Consider the following 18317-nt stretch of genomic DNA (forward strand, 5'->3'; position numbering starts at 1 on the left):
ACGATCGTCAGCACGTTCAAATCCGACAGCGTCGGGGTGGCGCGGGCAGAACAGATCGGGGTGAGCAAGGTTACGAATGTCGGCCAGACGTCGCTGGAAAGCGTCGGAAAGACAAAGAAGACAACCGTTGGAGAGCGTTACGAAATAAACGTTGGCAAAGCCATTTTCACGCAAACTGAAAATCACACGGTGATCGTCAGCGACAAGATAGTGCTTGCGGCACCGGGCGGCGTTATCGAGATCAACAAAAATGGGGTGTTTATCAAGGCAACCAAGTTCGAGGTCAAAGCAAACGCTGTGAACTTCAAGCGTGGCAGTGCCGGCAAAAGTACGAACAAGCCTTTTGCTGAAGACTGCTCGAAGAAGTAGGGGTTGGCGTGGAACTCAATAGCGAGAAGAGGCAGGAAGTTCTTTCCAAACTGCGCGAGGAGCAGGGGGCTGGCGGAGCCGCGCGTCTTTATGCCGTGGTCGATGCGTCCCGGGCGCCGATGATTATTCCACCGGCGCTTCAAGCCATGACGGACAAGGTAGCATGTCTTTACAGAGGCAATGCGCTTGAGGAGTTCGGGGACGATACGGCTTGGGTCGCAGAAATGACATCTGACGAAAGCGTGTTGCAATGGCTTATCGACAATGGCTTTGGCAAACGCTGGTCGATTTTTCTGCGAACGTCGCATGCATTGGAAGATGTCGTCCGGCATTTGAGGAAATTTACGATGGTCAAAGATAGTGAGGGGACCATTCACTTCTTTCGTTATTACGACCCACGAACGCTGCGCCAATATCTGCCAGTCCTAACATCGGAGCAGGCCGCTGTTTTTTTCAACGGAATTGAGTGTTTTTATTGTGAAAACGACCTGAAGGCGGGAGAATTCCTCAAGTTCCGCTTTGGAAATGGCATTGTACATCGTGAGATCGTTTTGCCTTCCGGAGGCACAGGTCAGGCAAAGGCAGTTGAGAGGGCATTATCATGATCATTGAATTCGATCCGCGTCAGATGAATGCGATGCTGCACGATGACGACGATTTTACGAATTATTTCACCAGAGAAGTGATGCCAAAGCATCTACCCAGTTTCGCTGATATGGCGGGGTCGCCCCAGGCTACCGAAATGACACGCTGGGGCAGACGCTATGCTGAGCATTTCGGCTTTTCCGACCCGATTTATCAGATTCACTTCGTTGTTCTGATGTGGCGGATCGGGCCGGATTTCTTTATGTTCGAACCTTATAAATCCATCCTTGCCGATCAAAACCAGACTGAGGAACAGCGCATCGAGCGTTGTAACCTTGAACCGACCATGAGCCAGGAAGGGAACGCGATCGCGCGGAGCGATAATGCCTTCTGGTTCCCGCAATATATGAAGAACAACATTCTCGGCGTCCCTTATGACGACATCGAGGAGGAGTTCGAGCGTGAGCGTGCTGCCAGGGCGAGAGACGTTCAATGAGCCAGCATCTTGATGATCTCGTCAATGTTCCTGACACGCGCGAGCTTGAACTGGCCCGTCGTGATCTGGACATGCTGAACCAGCGCTATACAGAAATCGCGAAAGAAGCGGGTTGGCTGGCTGCTTCGTCCGTTCCCGTAGTGGGTGGTGTCGTGGATGTTGCGAGCGCCATTGGAAACGCCTGGACTGGCAACTGGGCAGATGCCGGTCTGGATCTCGTCGGTCTCGTTCCCGTCTGGGGTGATGGGGCCAAGGCCGCTGCCAAAGGCACCAAGATTGCGCGGTATGCCGAAAAACTGATGAGCCAGGTTGCCGCCGCGCAGCGCAAGGTCAAGGCGCTCGAGGAGCATGTACGAAAGTCGGCGGCGGCATCGAAATATTGGGCTTCCAAGCGCGGCGAAGCCTACCGCAAGCTTCAGGAAGATTTGAGAAAATGCAATACGAAGGCATGCCGTCAGAAAAAAATCGACGAGTATAAGAATGGCGGCAAATACAAGAACATTCCACGAGAAGGGAAGTGGTCTGGAGAGCCGGGCAACAGCAAGTGGTCCCCCGAGCCCGGATCGAATGCCGATAAAGCGCTGAAAGAATACGGTCAGGATGGGATTTCTTACAAAAACGGAAAACCCGATTTTTCACCATTCATGAAAAAAGGACCGGATGGGCAGCCGATTCAGACCCGCATATCCAATATGAAGGGCGACCTGGCAAGAGGGCCGGACGGCGACGTGGGCCAGGCCGTTGGTCCGCTCAAGGAAAGGTATGGCAGCTGGAGCAAGACTGCCGATGAAAATGGCTTTACGTGGCATCACAATGAAGACACATCCACGATGCAGCTGGTCGACTCGCGTATACATAATACCGGCCAAGGCGGCGGTGCCCACAGCGGCGGCGCTTCTGCAGTCAACGATCCTTCCTATTAGAACGGAGTTGTTCCAATGGTTGTCTTAAAAGATGCGGTTCAATTCCTGGAGGAGAACAGCGATTTTCAACGAGTTCCGGATACGACGTGGACTGACCGCGATTTCGGTCGCTTTACGGAACTTACCGGGCTGATCGTTCCGAAGCAGCTGCAAGAGGTTCTGAGGCAATACGGTCACTGTGGAACCGAATACAACGATTCATTTCTGGTGGAATACGATGACGGCAGTCGGTCGGTACATGATGTGCAGGTGCTTGTTTCGAATTTCGATACCATCGTTTCGTGGCACGACACCTTTATTGCCAATTCCAGTTGGGAAAAACAGTTCACGCTCCCAATGATATTCTTTGGATCGGCGGATTCCGGACATGCCTATTTGTTGATGGATGGCAAAAATCCTGAAAATGGGGCTGTTTACTTCTGGGAAAGGGCGACAGACCCCTTTGGTACAGGAAACAACGCAAAAGGGATCGTCAAGCTGGCGGACAGTCTGCCGGAATTCCTGATCAATCTCTCCGCACCAGAAAACCTTTGATGTGTAACGAATATGCTTGGTCTACACGAAAAATGGCGAGCAACCTTTATTGAATCCTGGCCGGACGAAGTGTGCGAGCTAGGGTTACCCTTTGAGCAGTTGCTTATTTCGGAGCAGGATCGTGTCGCCATAGGGAGCAGGACCGCGGCTTTCCGGGACCTGTTCAGTGTAGATGAACTCCCTCAACTGTCAGAGGAATTCCGCGTAGCCATTGACGCAAAAACCGCGGTTTTCAAAGAGGGCGCCCATTTTCGCTTCGGTGGATGCAGTTTCAAACAGCCCGGACAATACCAAAAGGGGCCGATCTTCAACAGCGCCCAACTCATGTCTCATATATTGCGGGATAATCCCCGTGTGGCGGGACTTCTTGCCAGTTCACTTCAAGATAAATTTGACGTTTGCATGTTCATACGGCCTTGGAAAGACATTCCGAAATGGTCTGAGTTCAGGCTCTTCATGAAAAACCGGGAATTCCTCGGCGCTTCCCAGTATTTTCATACGGCTTTTTTTCCTGAGATAGAGGCAAATGCCAAATCCATCGCGGCAGCTCTGGTGGATTTTGCGGACCGTTTCAGGGAGGTCGCTCATATTGATGATGCTATCGTCGACATTTACCTGAAACCTGGCGATGTCGCCGGATTTGAAGCTGTGCTTCTGGATATTAACCCGCTCATCGTGCGGTCCGACCCGTGCCTTTTTCAATGGAGGAACGGGGGGGATTTTGACAGGGGGCTACGCTTCCGGGGCGGGAATAATCGAGTGCTCGCCATAGCACCGTTGCCTTTTGCTCGTGCGGCTTGATTTAGTTGAGAAGGAGGAGCCAATGACCGCCAGCCCAGTCTCCCTTAAAGGCCACATGCATGTCTGCCCCAAGGTCGATCCCGGCCCAAGACCGCATGTTGGTGGTCCCGTCATCTCCACCCAACAGAGTTTTGTTACGGTTGAAGGAACGCCGGTCGCAACTGTCGGTGATACCTGTTTGTGCACGGGAGTTCCGACGACCGATACAATTACTGCCGGCTCGTCCTTTGCCGCTATTGATGGAAAGAAGATAGTGCGGCAGGGTGATGCATGCGCGCATGGTGGAAGATTGGTGCAGGGAACCTCCTGGATCACGTTCGAGTAATCTGAAATTTGGGTGCCGTGACGACAATCTGCCTCATGCAATGGTTTGACTAGCGGAGCCTGTTTCTGCGTTTGCCAGCGGAAGTTCCGCTTCTAGTCGCCTGGCCCGAAAGAAACGCACCGACATCCTCTTCCCGAAGCGGCGGTGCATAGATGTAGCCCTGCACCAGCGTGGCGCCGAGGCCTTCTAGTGCGGTTAGCTCTGATGGTGTTTCCACCCCTTCCACCACGCATTCCAGTCCCATGTCGCGGCTGAGGGTGAGAAGGGATTTTACGATTTTGTAGCTGGCCGGTTTTTCGTGCAGGTCCGTGACGAAGCTGCGGTCGATCTTGATCTTGGTCAGCGGCAATGCATGCAGTCGCGTCAGGCTGGAATAGCCGGTGCCGAAATCGTCCAGCGATATGCCGCAGCCGAGGCGGCGCAGCATTTCGACCGATTGCCTCACCTGCTCGAAATCATGGGCAAAAGCCGTCTCGGTAATTTCAAGGTCCAGCCGTCGTGCATCGAAGCTGCTGTTTTCGATGATGCCGAGCAGGGAAAGCACGCCCTCCTGGGAATTGAGGTCCTGTGCCGAAAGGTTGAACGACAGGCGCAGGGAAGGCTCCCATGTGGCGGCGGAGGCGAGCGCCATCTTGAGAAGCGGCCGCGTCAGCGAACCGACGATGCCGGCCCGTTCCGCGATGGGGAAGAACTGGCAAGGCGGCACATGCCCTAGAACCGGGCTGTGCCAACGCGCCAGCGCTTCAAACCCCGCCGTCCTTCCGTCGCGTATATCGACGATCGGCTGGAACACGACCGAAAGCTCGTTTTCCATATCCCGCTGTTTGAGCAGGTGCTCGACGCGGGCTTCGATATTGATCTGCTTTTCGTGCTCCGCATCGAACAGAACGGCATCGCCACGCCGGGTTTTCTTGGCGTGGTAAAGGGCATAATCCGCCCTGTCGAAAAGCTGTTCGAGCGTTGAGGCGAGGTTTGGGAACACGGCAATTCCCATGGAAGCGGAAACATGCACGGTGCCTTCCGGCATATGATAAGGCGCCCTCAACTGCTCGGAGATCGCATTGGCATTTGTGACGAGTTGCGCGTCATCCGGTATGATCGGAGCGACGATGGCGAATTCGTCACCGCCCAGCCGAAAGGCCCTGCTGGCTTTCAGATTGGCGGTGAGGCGTTTGCTGACATTGACAAGCAACCTGTCTCCCACGGAGTGTCCGTAAAGATCGTTGACGGGCTTGAACCCGTCCAGATCGATCACACCCAGCGCCAGCCGGGTTCCGTTGGCCCTGGCTTTTTCGAGCTCGGCTTCAAGGTGAGCGAAAAAGGCGCGGCGGTTGGGCAGTTCCGTCAGGCTGTCGATATTGGCAAGCAGCAGGTTTTCGTTGCTGAGCGCTTCCGTGCGCTGTTGTGAAATGACCATGCGCTCGAAATTGCGGTAGTTGGTCAGCAGAATGGACATCATGCCGGTGCAGACCAGCAGCACGTTGATGGCGATGGCAACAAAGGTCGGTTGCTGCGACGCCAGAAAAAAGGCGATGAAGGCGCCATTGACGATGAGCGTCACCGTGAAGGCAGCCGAGCGCACATACATCAGACAGAAAATGCAGGAAATGACGGTAATCGCCATATAGAAGGCGACGTGGGATTGCGTATAGGCATCCCCATAGGGCACCAGCAGGAAAGACCAGAGCGTGAATGCCACGGCGATGCCGGCAGCGAGGCGATTTGTGCGCCGAAGGGCTGCATGCGCCACCCGCGGTTCGGGATCCATGCCGCGCGTCCTCCACCAGAAGGCGACCCTGAGCGTGCAGCCGAGTGTGAATAGGGCGGGAACTCCAATGGTGAGCCAAGGCGGCGCCAATTGCATATGCGTCACGGCAAGCGCCCATGTGCTTGAAAGCAGGATGAAATACATCATCGGCATCTGTCTGGTGAAAGCGCGGTACTGTGCTTTCAGCAAATCAGGATTGTCGGACCGGACGGACATGAAGTCCTGCAGTTTTTGTGTGGCGGTCAGTATTTTCATTCATGGCTCTTCAAATACAGAGCGGCATTCGTAACATAATTCCCGTTACATCATTGGAAATACACAGGGTTAACCGACAGACAACTGCATCAACCGCAAGATGTAGGTGTTGTGTTTCGCAACATTCCAATGTTTTCAGTATTAAATGTTTCCTGCGGGGATATTCCTGATGGGGGAGGAAGCCCTTTGCTTCATGCCATGAGTTGCGCCGACTCCATCGAATTGGCATGATCGGCCCGCCCGCTTCCAATGTCCGTTAGCTCCCTTTCAACGCCCCTTGAAAAGTTTGAACGCGCGTGCAATATGAACGCGTGTTCAAACTTTGAAAAATGGTTCTTGCGCATGGATTCGATCCACTATCCCGATACATTGGCGGCGCGTGCCGAATTGTGCCGCAGCGTTATTCTTTCCGCCGGCGAACTGGTGCTGAAGGGTTTTCAGGGCGAGGCGACGCGCAGCTTTTCGATGAAGGGGCCGCAGGATTTTCTAACGGTGACGGATGCTGCCTCGGAAGCGCATATTCGCGGCGCGATCACGGCCGCTTTCCCGGAAGACAGTTTTTTCGGGGAAGAGGGCGGCGGCGAGATCGGTGAGCGCGTCTGGGTCGTGGATCCCATCGACGGAACCGCCAATTTTGCCCGTGGTATTCCGCATTTCTGCATCTCCCTCGCCTATGTCGAAAACGGCCAGACCGAAATCGGGGCGATCTATAATCCCGCCCTTGGCGAGCTTTATTTCGCCCGCCGCGGCGAGGGAGCGACGCGCAACGGGCAACCGATCAGGACGGCGGAAACGGAGCGCTTCGATGCGGCTTCGATCGAGATGGGGTGGTCCACCCGTATCGCGAATGCGACCTATCTCGATGTCGTCAGGAACCTGCTCGACATGGGCGCCAATGTCCGCCGCGCCGGCTCCGGCGCGCTGGCGCTTGCCTATGTGGCTGATGGCCGTTCCGATGGCTATCTCGAATTGCATATGAATTCATGGGATTGTCTTGCGGGGCTGCTACTCGTCAGCGAAGCTGGCGGTGATGTGTGCCCTTTTCTGGAGATCGGCAGTCTCAGGGAGGGCGGGCCCGTGCTGGCCGCAGCCGCCGGTGTTGCCAAGGGCGTCAGCCAGGCATCGAATATAGCACTCGCCGCGCGGCAGCTGTCGGATCGTCCGCGGGCGGCATCGGCGTGATTCATGGCGGAGGCCCTTTTGCAGAGGGGGCCTCGTGCTTCATGCATGTGGAGGAATGAAATGGATGGACCCGTTTATGCCCGGCCTGCAATCAGCCTGATTGCGGAAGGGCTCGGCCCGCACAATGCCGCGCTTTACATTGGCGGCAGCGATGGTGCGAGCGATCTCGGGCTCCTGCGCCGGCATGGCATCACCACCGTTGTCAATTGCGCCGTCAATCTGGATATCAATCTCGTGCAGGCGGTGGCGGAAGAGGGCGACAGGCGCGCCGTGGGTTATGGCGATATCCGTTATTACAAGCTCGGCCTTATCGATGGCGAGGGCAGCCCCGACACCATGATGCTGGGCGCCTATTACATTCTCGACGGCGCGCTTCGCCAGACTATGCCGAAGCGGGAAACCTATCCCTTTGCCGATGGCGGCAATGTGCTCGTCAATTGCCGCAGCGGCCGCAGCCGTTCCGTCTCACTGGTGGCGCTTTTCCTGCACAAGCAGCAGCCGGATCTCTATCCGACCCTCGACGATGCGCTGGCCGTGGTCCGCACGAAACGGGAATTGCGGCCTGACGAATGGTTCGAGACGCCGAAACCGATGCTTTACGCCGCCGCCCGCCGTGCCTCCGACTGGATCGACATGGTCGAGGGCAGAAAGACCGCTCAACCATGCTGACACGCACACTTCCCTCCGTTGCCGTCATCGCCGACGCGCATTTTCATGACACGGCAGCCGATTTCGGATTTCCCGGCATCGAAATCGATGGTCAGCGTATCACCATGCGCAGCTGGTCGGATACGCGTGAATCCACCCGGGTTTTCAATGAAAGCGCCGATGCATTGCATGCGGCGCTGGAAGAGGTGCGGCAGCGCGGCATTCGCCATGTGGTTCTGCTTGGCGACTATACCGATGATGGCCAACGGGTGACGACCGAAACGCTGAAGAACATCCTGCAACGCCACAGCGACGCCCACGGCACGGCCTTCTACGCATTGCCTGGAAACCACGATATTTTCGGACCGCGCGGCCGGCATCATACCAAGGAGTTTCTGACGGAGAACGGCAAATGCCTTTCCGTTTCAAGCGATGCGCGGCGGGTCGGTGAGCGCGTTGTCGTGAGCGACGGGATGTATTGCGAAGGCTATCCTGCAGGCCTTGGCCCTATGGCGGCTTTCGGTTATTTCCGCCAGCCGGATTATCTGCATTGGGAAACCCCTTTCGGTGTTTCCGATGCGCCGGAGGACCGGCTGTACGCGGTGCGGTCGCCCGATGGGTGCAATGTTTACCGCCTGATGGACGCCTCCTATCTGGTCGAACCGGAGCCGGGCCTGTGGCTGCTGATGATCGACGCCAATATTTTCGAGCCGCTCGATGGTGAGTTCGAAGCGGGCGAGGAGGCGGCTTTCATCGACAGCACCTCCGGTGGCTGGAATGCGCTTTTGCGCTGCAAGCCCTTCCTCATCGACTGGATCGCTGATGTGCGCCGCAGGGCGGAGCTGCATGGCAAGACATTGCTCGGCTTTTCGCACTATCCGGCGCTCGACCCTTTCGATGGCGCAAGTGGTGCGGAAGGCGCCCTGTTCGGTGAAACCAATGTCGTGCGGCGTACGCCGCGCAAGGCGGTGGAGGATGCGCTGTTACAGGCCGGGCTTGCCGTCCATTTCAGCGGGCACCTGCACGTGGAAGGCGTAACCCGGCGCGGGGAAGGCGAAAACTCGCTCACCAATATCGCCGTGCCGTCGCTCGTCGCCTTTCCGCCCGCCTTCAAGGTCGTCCACCCGTCGCGGCAGGCAATCCTTGTCGAGACGGTGGAGATGGCCGCGCTGCCGGCCAATGGCCGCATTTGCGATGGCTATGCACAGGAAACCGCACTGACGGGCGAGGCAAACGACGTAGCTTTTGCCGCCGGCAATTACGGTGAATTTCTGCTGGGCCACAAGCGGGCGCTGATCAGGCACCGTTATTTCCCCAAGGAATGGCCGGTCGAGGTCGTCACGGCAATCGCCGACAAAAGCGTTCGGGAGGTTCTCGGCCTGCTCGGAGGGGAAGGCCTCTTTTCGTCTGACGCTGCTGTCCTCTCCTTGGACCTGCCGATGTTCGAGCTGATTGCCGACTGGTATTGCCTGCGCCAGGGCGCAGGCTTGGCACTGCCGCATATCGCGCCGCAGCGGCTTTCCCTTTATCGAACGCTGGCGGAGCGCTTCGGCCGCGAGCCGGATCGTCACGATGGTTCGGTCGAAAGCTTTCTTGAAATCTTCTTCGGAGCCCTCGGCCTGTTTCTCGAGCGTGCCGAAAGCAGCCCGCGCGATCTGGAGCTTGGGCTTGTACCGCAGCGTGAACGGGTTGCGGTTTGATCTGAAGATTTTTGCCCGGAAGGACATTTGGTCTAGCGTGCGGTGATGCGCTCGACCATGGAAACGGGCACAACATGAAGCCGGGTTTCCGGCTCATCGCTATCGAGCGCGGTCAAAACCTTCTCGGTCAGCGCGTCGAAAGACTGGGCAACGGTCGTCAGCTGGTAGCTTTTCCAGCTGGCCTGCGGAATATCGTCGAAACCGACAATCGAGATATCTTCCGGCACCCGGCGGCCCATTTCCAGCCGGGCGGCGTCCATGAAACCAAGTGCCAGCAGATCAGTGACACAGAAGGCGCCGTCGATGGTCCTGTCCGCGAGCAATTCTCGGCCGGCCTGATAGCCACTGTCATAGCTGGTGGGGCCGCCGCACCATGGAATTACCTGGATACCCTCCATGGTCATGCACTCGGTGAAAGCGTTGACGCGGCGCAACTGCGCGGGCGTCTGGCTGCCGCTGGAGACAACCGCAACCTTTCTGCACCTGGCAGCTACAAGCCGCATGGCGGCCAGGTTGGCGCCGTGAGAATCGTCGCTCAGCACCATATTCGTATCGGTGCGGTCCAGATGCTGGTTGATGAGGATGAGGCGCACGCCATTGGCGATGCATTCGTCGATAATAGAGGCCGGAGGTTCACCGGAAAGAACGATGATGGCCTGCGCGCGGAATTCGAAGAGACGCTCGATGAGCGGCGCGATGTCCTTGCGCGCATCTGCCGCATTCAGCAGCAGGCATTGCAGGCCACGGCGCAGGAGACCGATGCTGAGGAAATCGAGCTGTTTCGAAATGAAGGGAGAACTGAGATTTGCTCCGACAACACCAACGAGGTTGGAGCGGTCGTTATTGAGGCCCTGCGCCAGACGGTTGACGCGATAGCCAAGTTCCTGCGCAGCTTTCAACACCCTGCGTCGGACGGCCTTGGATACGCTGCCGCCGGGAGTGAAGGTGCGTGAAACGGCGGAACGTGAGACACCCGCCTTTTTTGCTACTTCTTCGGCCGTTACGAACCCTTTCGCCATTCAGTCCCCCGTTGCGAATCCACCTGTCTGATAGCACAGGTCAGATTGCAGCGACTATTCCAATCGAAATATTTCGGGTGCTGTGGTCGCGGTCAGTCTTGCGGTTCCAGCGCGCCTGCCGCGGCCTCGGCACGCGCGGCGGCCTCTTTTGCTTCCCGCTCGGCGCGAGAGGCCGCTTCCGGGTTGCTCGAACCGTCATAACCTCCCATGGCGCGTTCCCCGATGGCGATGTGGACATCCTTGAGCTGGATGACGACAAGACCGATGAGGATGGCTGCGCCGATAAGGAATACTGTTTTCCCGTTCATGGTCATTCGACTCCACGCTTCGTGTTTGCCGACGGAGGAAACAGCCGGCAAAACTGCCGCTTAGCGGGTCAGGAGGCCGACGCCTGTTTCCGCATCGAACAAATGCATATCGGACGGGTCGATGTCGAGGCCGATCGTTTCACCGGCCTTGACTGCGCTGCGTCCCTGCACCGCGATGACCAGTTCGGTGGCGGTTCCCGTGGTGAGGAAAGTGGCCGAGCCGGTCGTCTCCACCGCGGAAACCGGCAGCGTCAATGCCGCCCCGGCTGCTGCGGCCGGCCGGATATGTTCCGGCCTGATGCCGACGATCACATCCTTGCCGGGCGGCAGGGAGGCCGGATTCCTGATCGATTGCTGCGGTTCGCCTTCGCCGAAGCTGAGCTGAAGGGATGCGCCATCCGGGCTGACGGTCGCCGGAATGAAATTCATGGCCGGCGAGCCGATGAAGCCGGCCACGAAACGATTGACCGGGCGGTCGTATAGTTCCAGTGGCGTGCCCTGCTGCTCGATCACGCCGTCACGCATGACGACGACATGATCGGCCATGGTCATCGCTTCGATCTGGTCATGGGTGACATAGACCGAAGTGGCATGCAGGCGATCGTGCAGCGCGCGGATTTCCTTGCGCATGTGGACGCGTAGCGCCGCATCGAGATTGGAAAGCGGCTCATCGAACAGGAAAGCCTGCGGGTTGCGGATGATCGCACGGCTCATGGCCACGCGCTGGCGCTGGCCGCCGGAGAGTTCGCGCGGATAACGCTTCATCAGCTTGGAAAGACCCGTCGTGGCGGCGACTTCTTCCGCCGCCTTGCGGGCCTCGGCCTTGGCGACGCCGCGCATACGCAGCGAATAGGTGAGATTTTCCTCCACGGTCATATGCGGGTAGAGGGCATAGGACTGGAACACCATGGCCACATCGCGCTTGCGCGGCGGCACGCCGTTCATGAGCGTGCCGGCAATGCGCATGTCGCCGGCCGATATGGTTTCCAGCCCGGCGAGCGAGCGCAGAAGGGTGGATTTGCCGCAGCCCGACGGGCCGACAAGTGCGACGAAAGTGCCCTTCTTGATGGAAAGGTTGATGTTCTTCAGCGCATGGAAGGCGCCGTAATATTTGTTGACGCCGGAAAGTTCGATCTGAAGGGTCATTTGAGCGCTCCTGAGGTCAGGCCGGAAACGATGCGGCGCTGCAAGAGAATGAAGAGGGCGAGAATGGGCGTCACATACATGGTCGCATAGGCCATGATGTTGTTCCATTCGCTGGTATTGGGGCCCATGAAGGAATTGAGGCCGACGCTCGCCGGCTGCAATTCGGCCGCCTGGATCATCGATTTCGAATAGACGAACTCGCCGAAGGCCTGCATGAAGATGAGGATGGCGCTGACGAGAATGCCGTTTCTGGCAAGCGGCAGCACGATGTTGAAAAACGCGCCGACCCGGGAATTGCCATCCACAAGTGCGGCCTCTTCCAGTTCCTGCGGCACGGCCATGAAGGTGGCGCGCACAAGCACCACAAAAAAGGGCATGCTTTTCGCCGCAATGGCGAGGATGACCGACAGGCGCGGATAATCGAGAAGCCCGAATTGCGAGAAGCCGACGAAGATCGGCGTGATCATCAGCGATGCCGGCAGAACCTGCAGCATGAGGATGAGGAACAGGCCGATATCCACCCAGACATTGCGATAGCGCGCCAGCACATAGGCGCAACCGACTCCGAGAACGGTAATCAGCAGCACCGCGCTCGAAGCGATCAGTACCGAGTTCCACAGGTATCGGCCCATGTTGCGGCTGTTCCAGACATAGGCATAGGTCTGCCATTGCGGATCCGTGGGCCAGAAGGCGGGCGGATTGGCAAACATTTCCGAGCCGCTTTTGAGCGAGGTCAGATACATCCAGTAAAGCGGGAAAAGGTAGATGATGGCGAGCAGGATGGCGATGGCCAGCATCAGACGGTTGCGGGTCGTGATGCTCATCCGCGCACCTCATGCCGTGTGGAGCGCACATAAACGATGGAGGCCAGCATGACGAAAACGATCATGATGACGGAGATCGTGGCGCCCTTGCCGAAATCATATTGCCGGAAGGACAGGTCCCACGCCCAGTATTGCGCCACGTTGGAGCTGTTGTTCGGTCCGCCATCGGTAATGGCGGCGAAAAGATCGAATTGCTGCAGCGTAAAGATCAGCCCGAGCGAGACGATTGCACCGATGGTGGAGCGCATCATCGGCAGGGTGATGGTGTGGAAGCGCTGCCAGGCATTGGCGCCGTCCAGCTCCGCGGCTTCATAGAGATCGCCGGGGATGGAGGCGAGGCCGACGGAAAGCAGGATCATGTTGAAGGACGTGCCGAGCCAGATATTGGCGATGACGACGGCCCAGAGCGAAAAATTCGCATCGGAGCGCCAGAAGATATTGCCCGATATCAGGCCGCTTTCCCGCAGGAAGAAATTCAACACGCCGAAATCGCCCGAGAGGATCCAGTTCCAGATAGCGCCCACCACGAGGCCGGGCATGACCCAGGACACGAGAAAAAGGCCGCGCAGCCAGGTGGCGCCGGGAAAATTGACCCAGAAGAACAGCGCCAGGCCGAAGCCGATAGCGAATTGCCCGGCAATCGAGGCCACGACGAAGGTGACGGTGTTGAAAAGGATCGGCAGTGTTTCCGGCTGCCGGAACAGATCGATGTAGTTCTTGAAGCCGACGAAGGGGCGCACGAAGGTGCCCAGGCTGAACATGTCGACTTCCTGAAAGCTCATGACGATGTTGTAGATGAGCGGCAGCCCCGCCATGACGAACAGGAAGCCCAAAGGAAAGGCGACAAGGACGATATCGAAACCGCGACCGTCACTGACGCTGGAAAACAGTTTTTTCATGAAACATCCTCGCAAGCTCCAGTCGGGGCCGCCGCCGCTTGTCGCGGCAGGCAGCCCCACCGGGAGGAACTCCTTGGGTGGAGGCCGGAGAACCCGGCCGCCCGCCCGGATCAACCTTCGACCAGCTTTATCTTTTCAGCGGCCTGGTCGAGCGCGGCTTTCGGCGTCATCTGACCCGAAAGCGCACCTTGGATGGCATCCTGAATCGCTTTGGAAATCTTCGGCCATTCGGGAGAGGGGCCGCGCGGCTGCGCATATTTCAGCTGTTCCACGAAGGTCTTCAGCGCCTCATCCTTCAACGCATTGCCTGTGGGCGGAACCGGAATATCCGAGCGCGCCGGCAACTGGCCGAAATTCTTGAACATGTCCTTGTCCTTTGAGGCGAAGAACTCGATTGCCTTGAAGGCCTCTTCCGGATGTTTCGTCTTGGAGAAGATCGCCCAGTTATAGTCGCCCATGGCCGAAGACCGGGGGGAGTCGGGCGTGGGCACCGGCAGCAAAGCGACACCCCAGTCAAACTTGGCGTCCTTCAGCATGCGGTCGATTTCCCATGGGCCGGAAATGACCATGGCGGCGTTGCCGGCGTTGAAGGTGGCGGTGGAGTCCCACTGGCTGCGCGTCAGCGTATCCGGCGATGCCAGCTTTTCATCCAGCATCAGCTTCCACGTTTCGAGCGCTTTGACGGCACCCTCGGTATTGATGTTCTTGTAGGTCGCGCCGGCCATCTGCGCCCAGGGCAGGAACTGGAAGGTGCCTTCTTCATTCGCCTTGGCGCTGAAGCTGATGCCGTAAATATTCTTCGAGGGGTCGGTCAGCTTGCGCGCCGCTTCCACCAGCTCATCCCAGGTCTGCGGCGGTTTTGCCGCATCGAGCCCTGCGGCCTTGAACAGGTCCTTGTTGTAATAAAGCGCAATCGTGTTCGTGGCCTTCGGCACGCCGAAATATTTGCCGTCCCACATCACCGATTTCAGCGGTCCCGGAAAATAATTCTCCGTCTTGATGATATCCGACTTGGCGATCATGTCGGTCACATCGAGAAAGGCGCCGCGTGCGGCGAACATGGCGTGGTTGGGGTTGTCTATGGCGATGATGTCGGGCGCATTACCGGTGGAATAGGCGCGCATGGATTCGCTCACCACATCATCGAACTGCAATTGCCGGTATTCGATCTTGATCCCGTTATTGAGCGCGTTGAACTCCTTGATGAGGTTCGGCGCCGGCTGGATATCGCGATCCAGCGACCAGAGGGTCAACGTCACATCTTCTGCCTGCGCCGCAATAGCGCCGGCGGATACGCCCGCCAGCATAAACGCGCCGGCCATCATGCATTTCGCGATACCCATAATCTCCTCCTCTTGGTTATCGTCTCTGCAATTTTCGAAAACCTTCTCCCAAAAGGCTTCCGTTATGTCGGATCGACGACGAAATCGCCGCCGCGGCATTTTTTCAGATAGTTCAGGCCATGCACCTGGCCCGTCATTTCCAGCGCATCGCGATAGACGGGGTCATGCCAGCCCTCGATATCAATGGAGCCGGACCAGCCGGCGAGGCGCAGTTCGGAAATAATGTCCGTCCAGTTGCTGTCGCCGAAGCCCGGCGTGCGCATGAAGACGAATTTTTCCTTGCCGAAAATGCCGTGCTCGCGAATGACGTCCCAGCGGATGGTCGCGTCCTTGCCGTGCACGTGGAAAATCTTGTCCGCCCATTTGCGGATCTGCGGCAGCGGATCGATCAGATAGACCATCTGGTGGCAGGGTTCCCACTCGATGCCGATATGCTCGTCCGGCGTTTCGTTGAAGATCAGTTCCCATGCGTCGGGATTGTGCGCGATGTTCCAGTCGCCGGTCTGCCAGTTGCCATCCATGGCGCAGTTTTCAAAGGCGATCTTCACGCCCTTGTCGGCGGCGCGTTTTGCAAGCTCGCTCCAGATTTGCCTGTATCGGGGAAGGCTTTCCGGCAGCGGCCTGCCACGAAGCCGGCCCGTGAAACCGGCAACGCAGGTCGCGCCGAAATGGTGGGCATTGTCGATGCAGTCTTTCCAGCCCTGCAATGTCTCAAGGTCGATGTCTGTCTCCTCCAGCGGATTGCCGAACATGCCGAGCGTGCTGATGGTGATGTCGCGCTCGCCGATCGCCTCGCGGCAGCGCTTGCCGAGTTCGGCAAGGTCCTGGCCGTTGGTCGTTTGCCAGAAGAACGGCTCGAAGCTTTCAAAGCCGAGATCGGCGATCTGGCCGATGCGTTCGGCCGCCTGTCCCTTGGTGGCGCTGACCATGGTGCCGATGCGGATGGATGTTGCCGGATTACTCACGTCTTTCAGTCCTTATGCTGCAATGGAGACACGCTGGCCGAGGCGGGCGCTTTCGATCGCGCCGATCACCATGGCAAGGCTGTTGATGTTGTCGAAGGAGGCCGTTTCCGGCATCTCGCCCGTGCGGATGGACTCAAGAAACGAGAGAATGACGCTGGCATGGCCGCGCGTATCCTTCTCGGAAACCTCTTCGGAAACGTTTACGGTCTTAAATCCACGCAGAAGCCCCTGGTCGTCACCGGCCACGGAGGCGGAGAAATTGTCTTCGCCGTCCCAGACGATCATGCCCTTGGAGCCGATCAGTCGCCAGCGCGCTTCCCAGCTGGTCCGCTCGCCTTCGGCGCACCAGGAGCCGCGATAGGTGAAGACGACATCATTCGAGAACTCGAAAATGGCGTTGGCGCTTGCGCCATGGGCATACCATGAGCCGGCCGGGTTCTTCTCCACGCAGAAGACGGAGAGGGGTTTTTCATTGGCGACGAAACGGGCCGCGTCGAACGTGTGGATCGCCATGTCGAGAAGCAGGACGTTTTTCATCTCCTCGCGGAAGCCGCCGAAATGCGGCCCAAGGAAGAAATCGCAATGGATGGCCGTCAAATCGCCGATGACGCCGTCTTCCAGCGCGCGGCGCAGCCGCCGGATTCCCGCCACAAACCGCCGATTTTGCACCACGGCATGAATTTTACCGGCCTTTTTCGCCAGTTCGACCAGCGTGGCGGCTTCCTCCATCGAGGCGGCAAGCGGCTTTTCGCTGAGCACATGGCACCCGGCCTCAAGACCGGCCTCAACCACGGCGAAGCGTGCCTGTGGGATGACGATATCAAAAAGGATGTCGGCTTTCGTTTCAGCGAGAACCTCGCGCAGATCCGTGCCGATGACCGCGTCGGTAAGGGCGAATTCCTCGGCAAGCGCGCGTGCCGTGTTCTCGTTCAGGTCGACCACCCCGGCGATCCGGATCGCGCCGGCGATTTCCGGCGTGGATTGAATGGCGCGCAGCCAGCCTTTGGCCATGGCTCCGCACCCGCATAAAACGGCATTGAATGTCATCTCATCTCCCCGGACTCTTTCGCAAACTCCTCTTTGCGCAGAGTGTCGTAAACGTTTACGAGACTATGCCGATGATGTTAGATATGTCAAGACCGTTAAGGGGCGCGTCGATTGCGCGCCGGGCCTGGGAGGGGAGTGCATGAAAGGAATTCGTCAGCTTGCCGATTATCTGGAGATATCGATAGGCACTGTTTCCCGTGCCCTGAACGGTAAGCCGGATGTGAACGAAGAAACGCGGCGGCGTGTTCTGGAAGCGGCGGAAAAGCTGGGTTATGTCGCCAACCAGTCCGGCCGTAGCCTCAGGCAGGGAACCACCAATGTCATCGGCCTGATGACCGGCAGCGACGCGCAGACCGTGGAGAACTCCGACAACTTTTTCCTCGGTGTGACGGACGGTCTGCAAAGCGTGTTTTCCGGACATAATCTCGATCTCATCGTTCTGCCCTGTCCGGGGGAAGAGGATCCGGATGAATATCTGAAGCGCATGGTGGCGCGCCGCATGGTGGATGCGATGATCATTTCCGCGACGCGGCGGATAGACAAACGTGTGGATTTCCTGAAGCAGACCCGGCTGCCTTTCGTGGCGCTCGGACGGACCGCTTCCAGCGACACTCACGCCTGGATCGACCTCGATTTCGAGGGCGTCGCGAAAAATGCGGTCGACCGCCTTGCCGCCGCCGGGCATCGTTCGATTGCTGTGGCGGTGCCAGACAGCGATATCAATCTCGGTTACGTTTTTCTCGAAGGATACAGGCGCGCGCTGGAAGACAATGGCATCGCCTATGATTCCTCGCTGGTCATCCGCGCGAAATCGAGCGAGCAGGGTGGTTATCACGCCGCCAGCGAGTGGCTGCAGATGCGGCCCCGGCCAACGGCGATCGTGCTGATCTACGAATTGATGGCGGTCGGGCTTTATCGCCGGCTTGCGGAAGTGGGGCTGAAACCGGGGCGCGATCTCGCCGTCATCGGCTTCCGCGATGGCCCGCGCGGCCAGTTTCTGGAACCTCGGCTGACCAGTTTCCGCATGTCCCTGCATGATCTCGGCGTGACGGTGGCCCAGACGTTGTTATCGACCATGCCGGCCTACGCGCCCTTTTACCCCGATCAGGCCCGCCATTGCGTGTGGCCCATGCTTCTGGTGGCCGGCGAGAGCGATCCTGCCCCATAAGGCCGCAGGCGG

At 58.2% G+C, this 18317-nt stretch carries 19 protein-coding genes and 1 pseudogene; 11 read left to right on the plus strand and 9 right to left on the minus strand.

Annotated features, from left to right (window positions below; translation table 11 throughout):
- The 7 genes and pseudogenes from PIB16_RS23685 to PIB16_RS23715 form a co-directional block, all read left to right on the plus strand.
- A pseudogene (locus tag PIB16_RS23685) lies at positions 1–369 on the plus strand (type VI secretion system tip protein VgrG); the annotation flags it as partial.
- Between the two features lie 8 nt (positions 370–377).
- Positions 378–974, plus strand: a complete 597-nt coding sequence (locus PIB16_RS23690) for a DUF4123 domain-containing protein (protein ID WP_078053317.1) — start codon at positions 378–380, stop codon at positions 972–974.
- The gene (locus PIB16_RS23695) at positions 971–1450 is read left to right on the plus strand and encodes a hypothetical protein (protein WP_078053316.1); all 480 of its coding nucleotides are present in this window, start codon (positions 971–973) and stop codon (positions 1448–1450) included. Before PIB16_RS23690 ends, PIB16_RS23695 begins: the two co-directional genes overlap by 4 nt.
- Positions 1447–2373: an HNH endonuclease gene (locus PIB16_RS23700; RefSeq protein WP_078053315.1), complete on the plus strand. Its 927-nt coding sequence runs from the start codon at positions 1447–1449 to the stop codon at positions 2371–2373. Before PIB16_RS23695 ends, PIB16_RS23700 begins: the two co-directional genes overlap by 4 nt.
- A gap of 15 nt (positions 2374–2388) precedes the next feature.
- Positions 2389–2907, plus strand: coding sequence for an SMI1/KNR4 family protein (locus PIB16_RS23705; protein ID WP_142845958.1), 519 nt, complete (start codon positions 2389–2391; stop codon positions 2905–2907).
- Between the two features lie 12 nt (positions 2908–2919).
- Positions 2920–3708: a hypothetical protein gene (locus tag PIB16_RS23710; protein ID WP_142845959.1), complete on the plus strand. Its 789-nt coding sequence runs from the start codon at positions 2920–2922 to the stop codon at positions 3706–3708.
- A gap of 22 nt (positions 3709–3730) precedes the next feature.
- Positions 3731–4033 (plus strand): PAAR domain-containing protein, encoded by a 303-nt coding sequence (locus PIB16_RS23715; protein WP_078053313.1) that lies wholly within the window; start codon positions 3731–3733, stop codon positions 4031–4033.
- Positions 4034–4082: 49 nt separating this feature from the next.
- Here PIB16_RS23715 and PIB16_RS23720 read toward each other — a convergent pair whose 3' ends face one another.
- A complete protein-coding gene (locus PIB16_RS23720) occupies positions 4083–6056 on the minus strand; it encodes a putative bifunctional diguanylate cyclase/phosphodiesterase (RefSeq protein ID WP_271046442.1) in 1974 nt (657 codons plus the stop codon).
- A 342-nt stretch (positions 6057–6398) separates the two neighbouring features.
- Here PIB16_RS23720 and PIB16_RS23725 point away from each other — a divergent pair, with 342 nt between their 5' ends.
- The 3 genes from PIB16_RS23725 to PIB16_RS23735 are packed head-to-tail and all read left to right on the plus strand — an operon-like array spanning position 6399 to position 9586.
- A complete protein-coding gene (locus PIB16_RS23725) occupies positions 6399–7238 on the plus strand; it encodes an inositol monophosphatase family protein (RefSeq protein ID WP_271046443.1) in 840 nt (279 codons plus the stop codon).
- Between the two features lie 60 nt (positions 7239–7298).
- Positions 7299–7907 (plus strand): dual specificity protein phosphatase family protein, encoded by a 609-nt coding sequence (locus tag PIB16_RS23730; protein ID WP_271046444.1) that lies wholly within the window; start codon positions 7299–7301, stop codon positions 7905–7907.
- Positions 7901–9586 carry a metallophosphoesterase family protein gene (locus PIB16_RS23735; RefSeq protein ID WP_271046445.1) on the plus strand — a complete coding sequence of 562 codons (1686 nt, stop codon included), beginning with the start codon at positions 7901–7903 and terminating at the stop codon, positions 9584–9586. Before PIB16_RS23730 ends, PIB16_RS23735 begins: the two co-directional genes overlap by 7 nt.
- Positions 9587–9618: 32 nt before the next feature.
- On the opposite strand, the gene PIB16_RS23740 is transcribed toward PIB16_RS23735, so the two are convergent.
- The 8 genes from PIB16_RS23740 to PIB16_RS23775 all read right to left on the minus strand — a co-directional run bounded on the left by PIB16_RS23740 (position 9619) and on the right by PIB16_RS23775 (position 17137).
- Positions 9619–10605, minus strand: coding sequence for a LacI family DNA-binding transcriptional regulator (locus tag PIB16_RS23740; RefSeq protein ID WP_142845962.1), 987 nt, complete (start codon positions 10603–10605; stop codon positions 9619–9621).
- A gap of 92 nt (positions 10606–10697) precedes the next feature.
- Positions 10698–10913 (minus strand): hypothetical protein, encoded by a 216-nt coding sequence (locus PIB16_RS23745; protein WP_271046446.1) that lies wholly within the window; start codon positions 10911–10913, stop codon positions 10698–10700.
- A 60-nt stretch (positions 10914–10973) separates the two neighbouring features.
- On the minus strand, positions 10974–12059 hold the full coding sequence (locus tag PIB16_RS23750; RefSeq protein WP_142845964.1) for an ABC transporter ATP-binding protein: 1086 nt from the start codon (positions 12057–12059) through the stop codon (positions 10974–10976).
- Entirely contained in the window at positions 12056–12883 is an 828-nt protein-coding gene (locus PIB16_RS23755; protein ID WP_271046447.1) for a carbohydrate ABC transporter permease, read from the minus strand. The genes PIB16_RS23750 and PIB16_RS23755 overlap by 4 nt, the downstream gene beginning before the upstream one ends.
- On the minus strand, positions 12880–13782 hold the full coding sequence (locus PIB16_RS23760; RefSeq protein ID WP_078053306.1) for a carbohydrate ABC transporter permease: 903 nt from the start codon (positions 13780–13782) through the stop codon (positions 12880–12882). The genes PIB16_RS23755 and PIB16_RS23760 overlap by 4 nt, the downstream gene beginning before the upstream one ends.
- Positions 13783–13892: 110 nt before the next feature.
- Positions 13893–15125: an ABC transporter substrate-binding protein gene (locus tag PIB16_RS23765; RefSeq protein WP_271046448.1), complete on the minus strand. Its 1233-nt coding sequence runs from the start codon at positions 15123–15125 to the stop codon at positions 13893–13895.
- Between the two features lie 62 nt (positions 15126–15187).
- Complete coding sequence (locus PIB16_RS23770) at positions 15188–16090, minus strand: sugar phosphate isomerase/epimerase family protein (protein ID WP_078053304.1); 903 nt, start codon at positions 16088–16090, stop codon at positions 15188–15190.
- 12 nt (positions 16091–16102) lie between these two features.
- Positions 16103–17137: a Gfo/Idh/MocA family protein gene (locus PIB16_RS23775; protein WP_065655231.1), complete on the minus strand. Its 1035-nt coding sequence runs from the start codon at positions 17135–17137 to the stop codon at positions 16103–16105.
- A 139-nt stretch (positions 17138–17276) separates the two neighbouring features.
- On the opposite strand from PIB16_RS23775, the gene PIB16_RS23780 reads away from it, so the two are divergent.
- A complete protein-coding gene (locus tag PIB16_RS23780; protein ID WP_031234048.1) occupies positions 17277–18305 on the plus strand; it encodes a LacI family DNA-binding transcriptional regulator in 1029 nt (342 codons plus the stop codon).
- The last annotated feature ends 12 nt before the right edge of the window (positions 18306–18317 follow it).

This window comes from Agrobacterium sp. ST15.13.015 (assembly GCF_027871645.1).
GTDB lineage: Bacteria > Pseudomonadota > Alphaproteobacteria > Rhizobiales > Rhizobiaceae > Agrobacterium > Agrobacterium leguminum.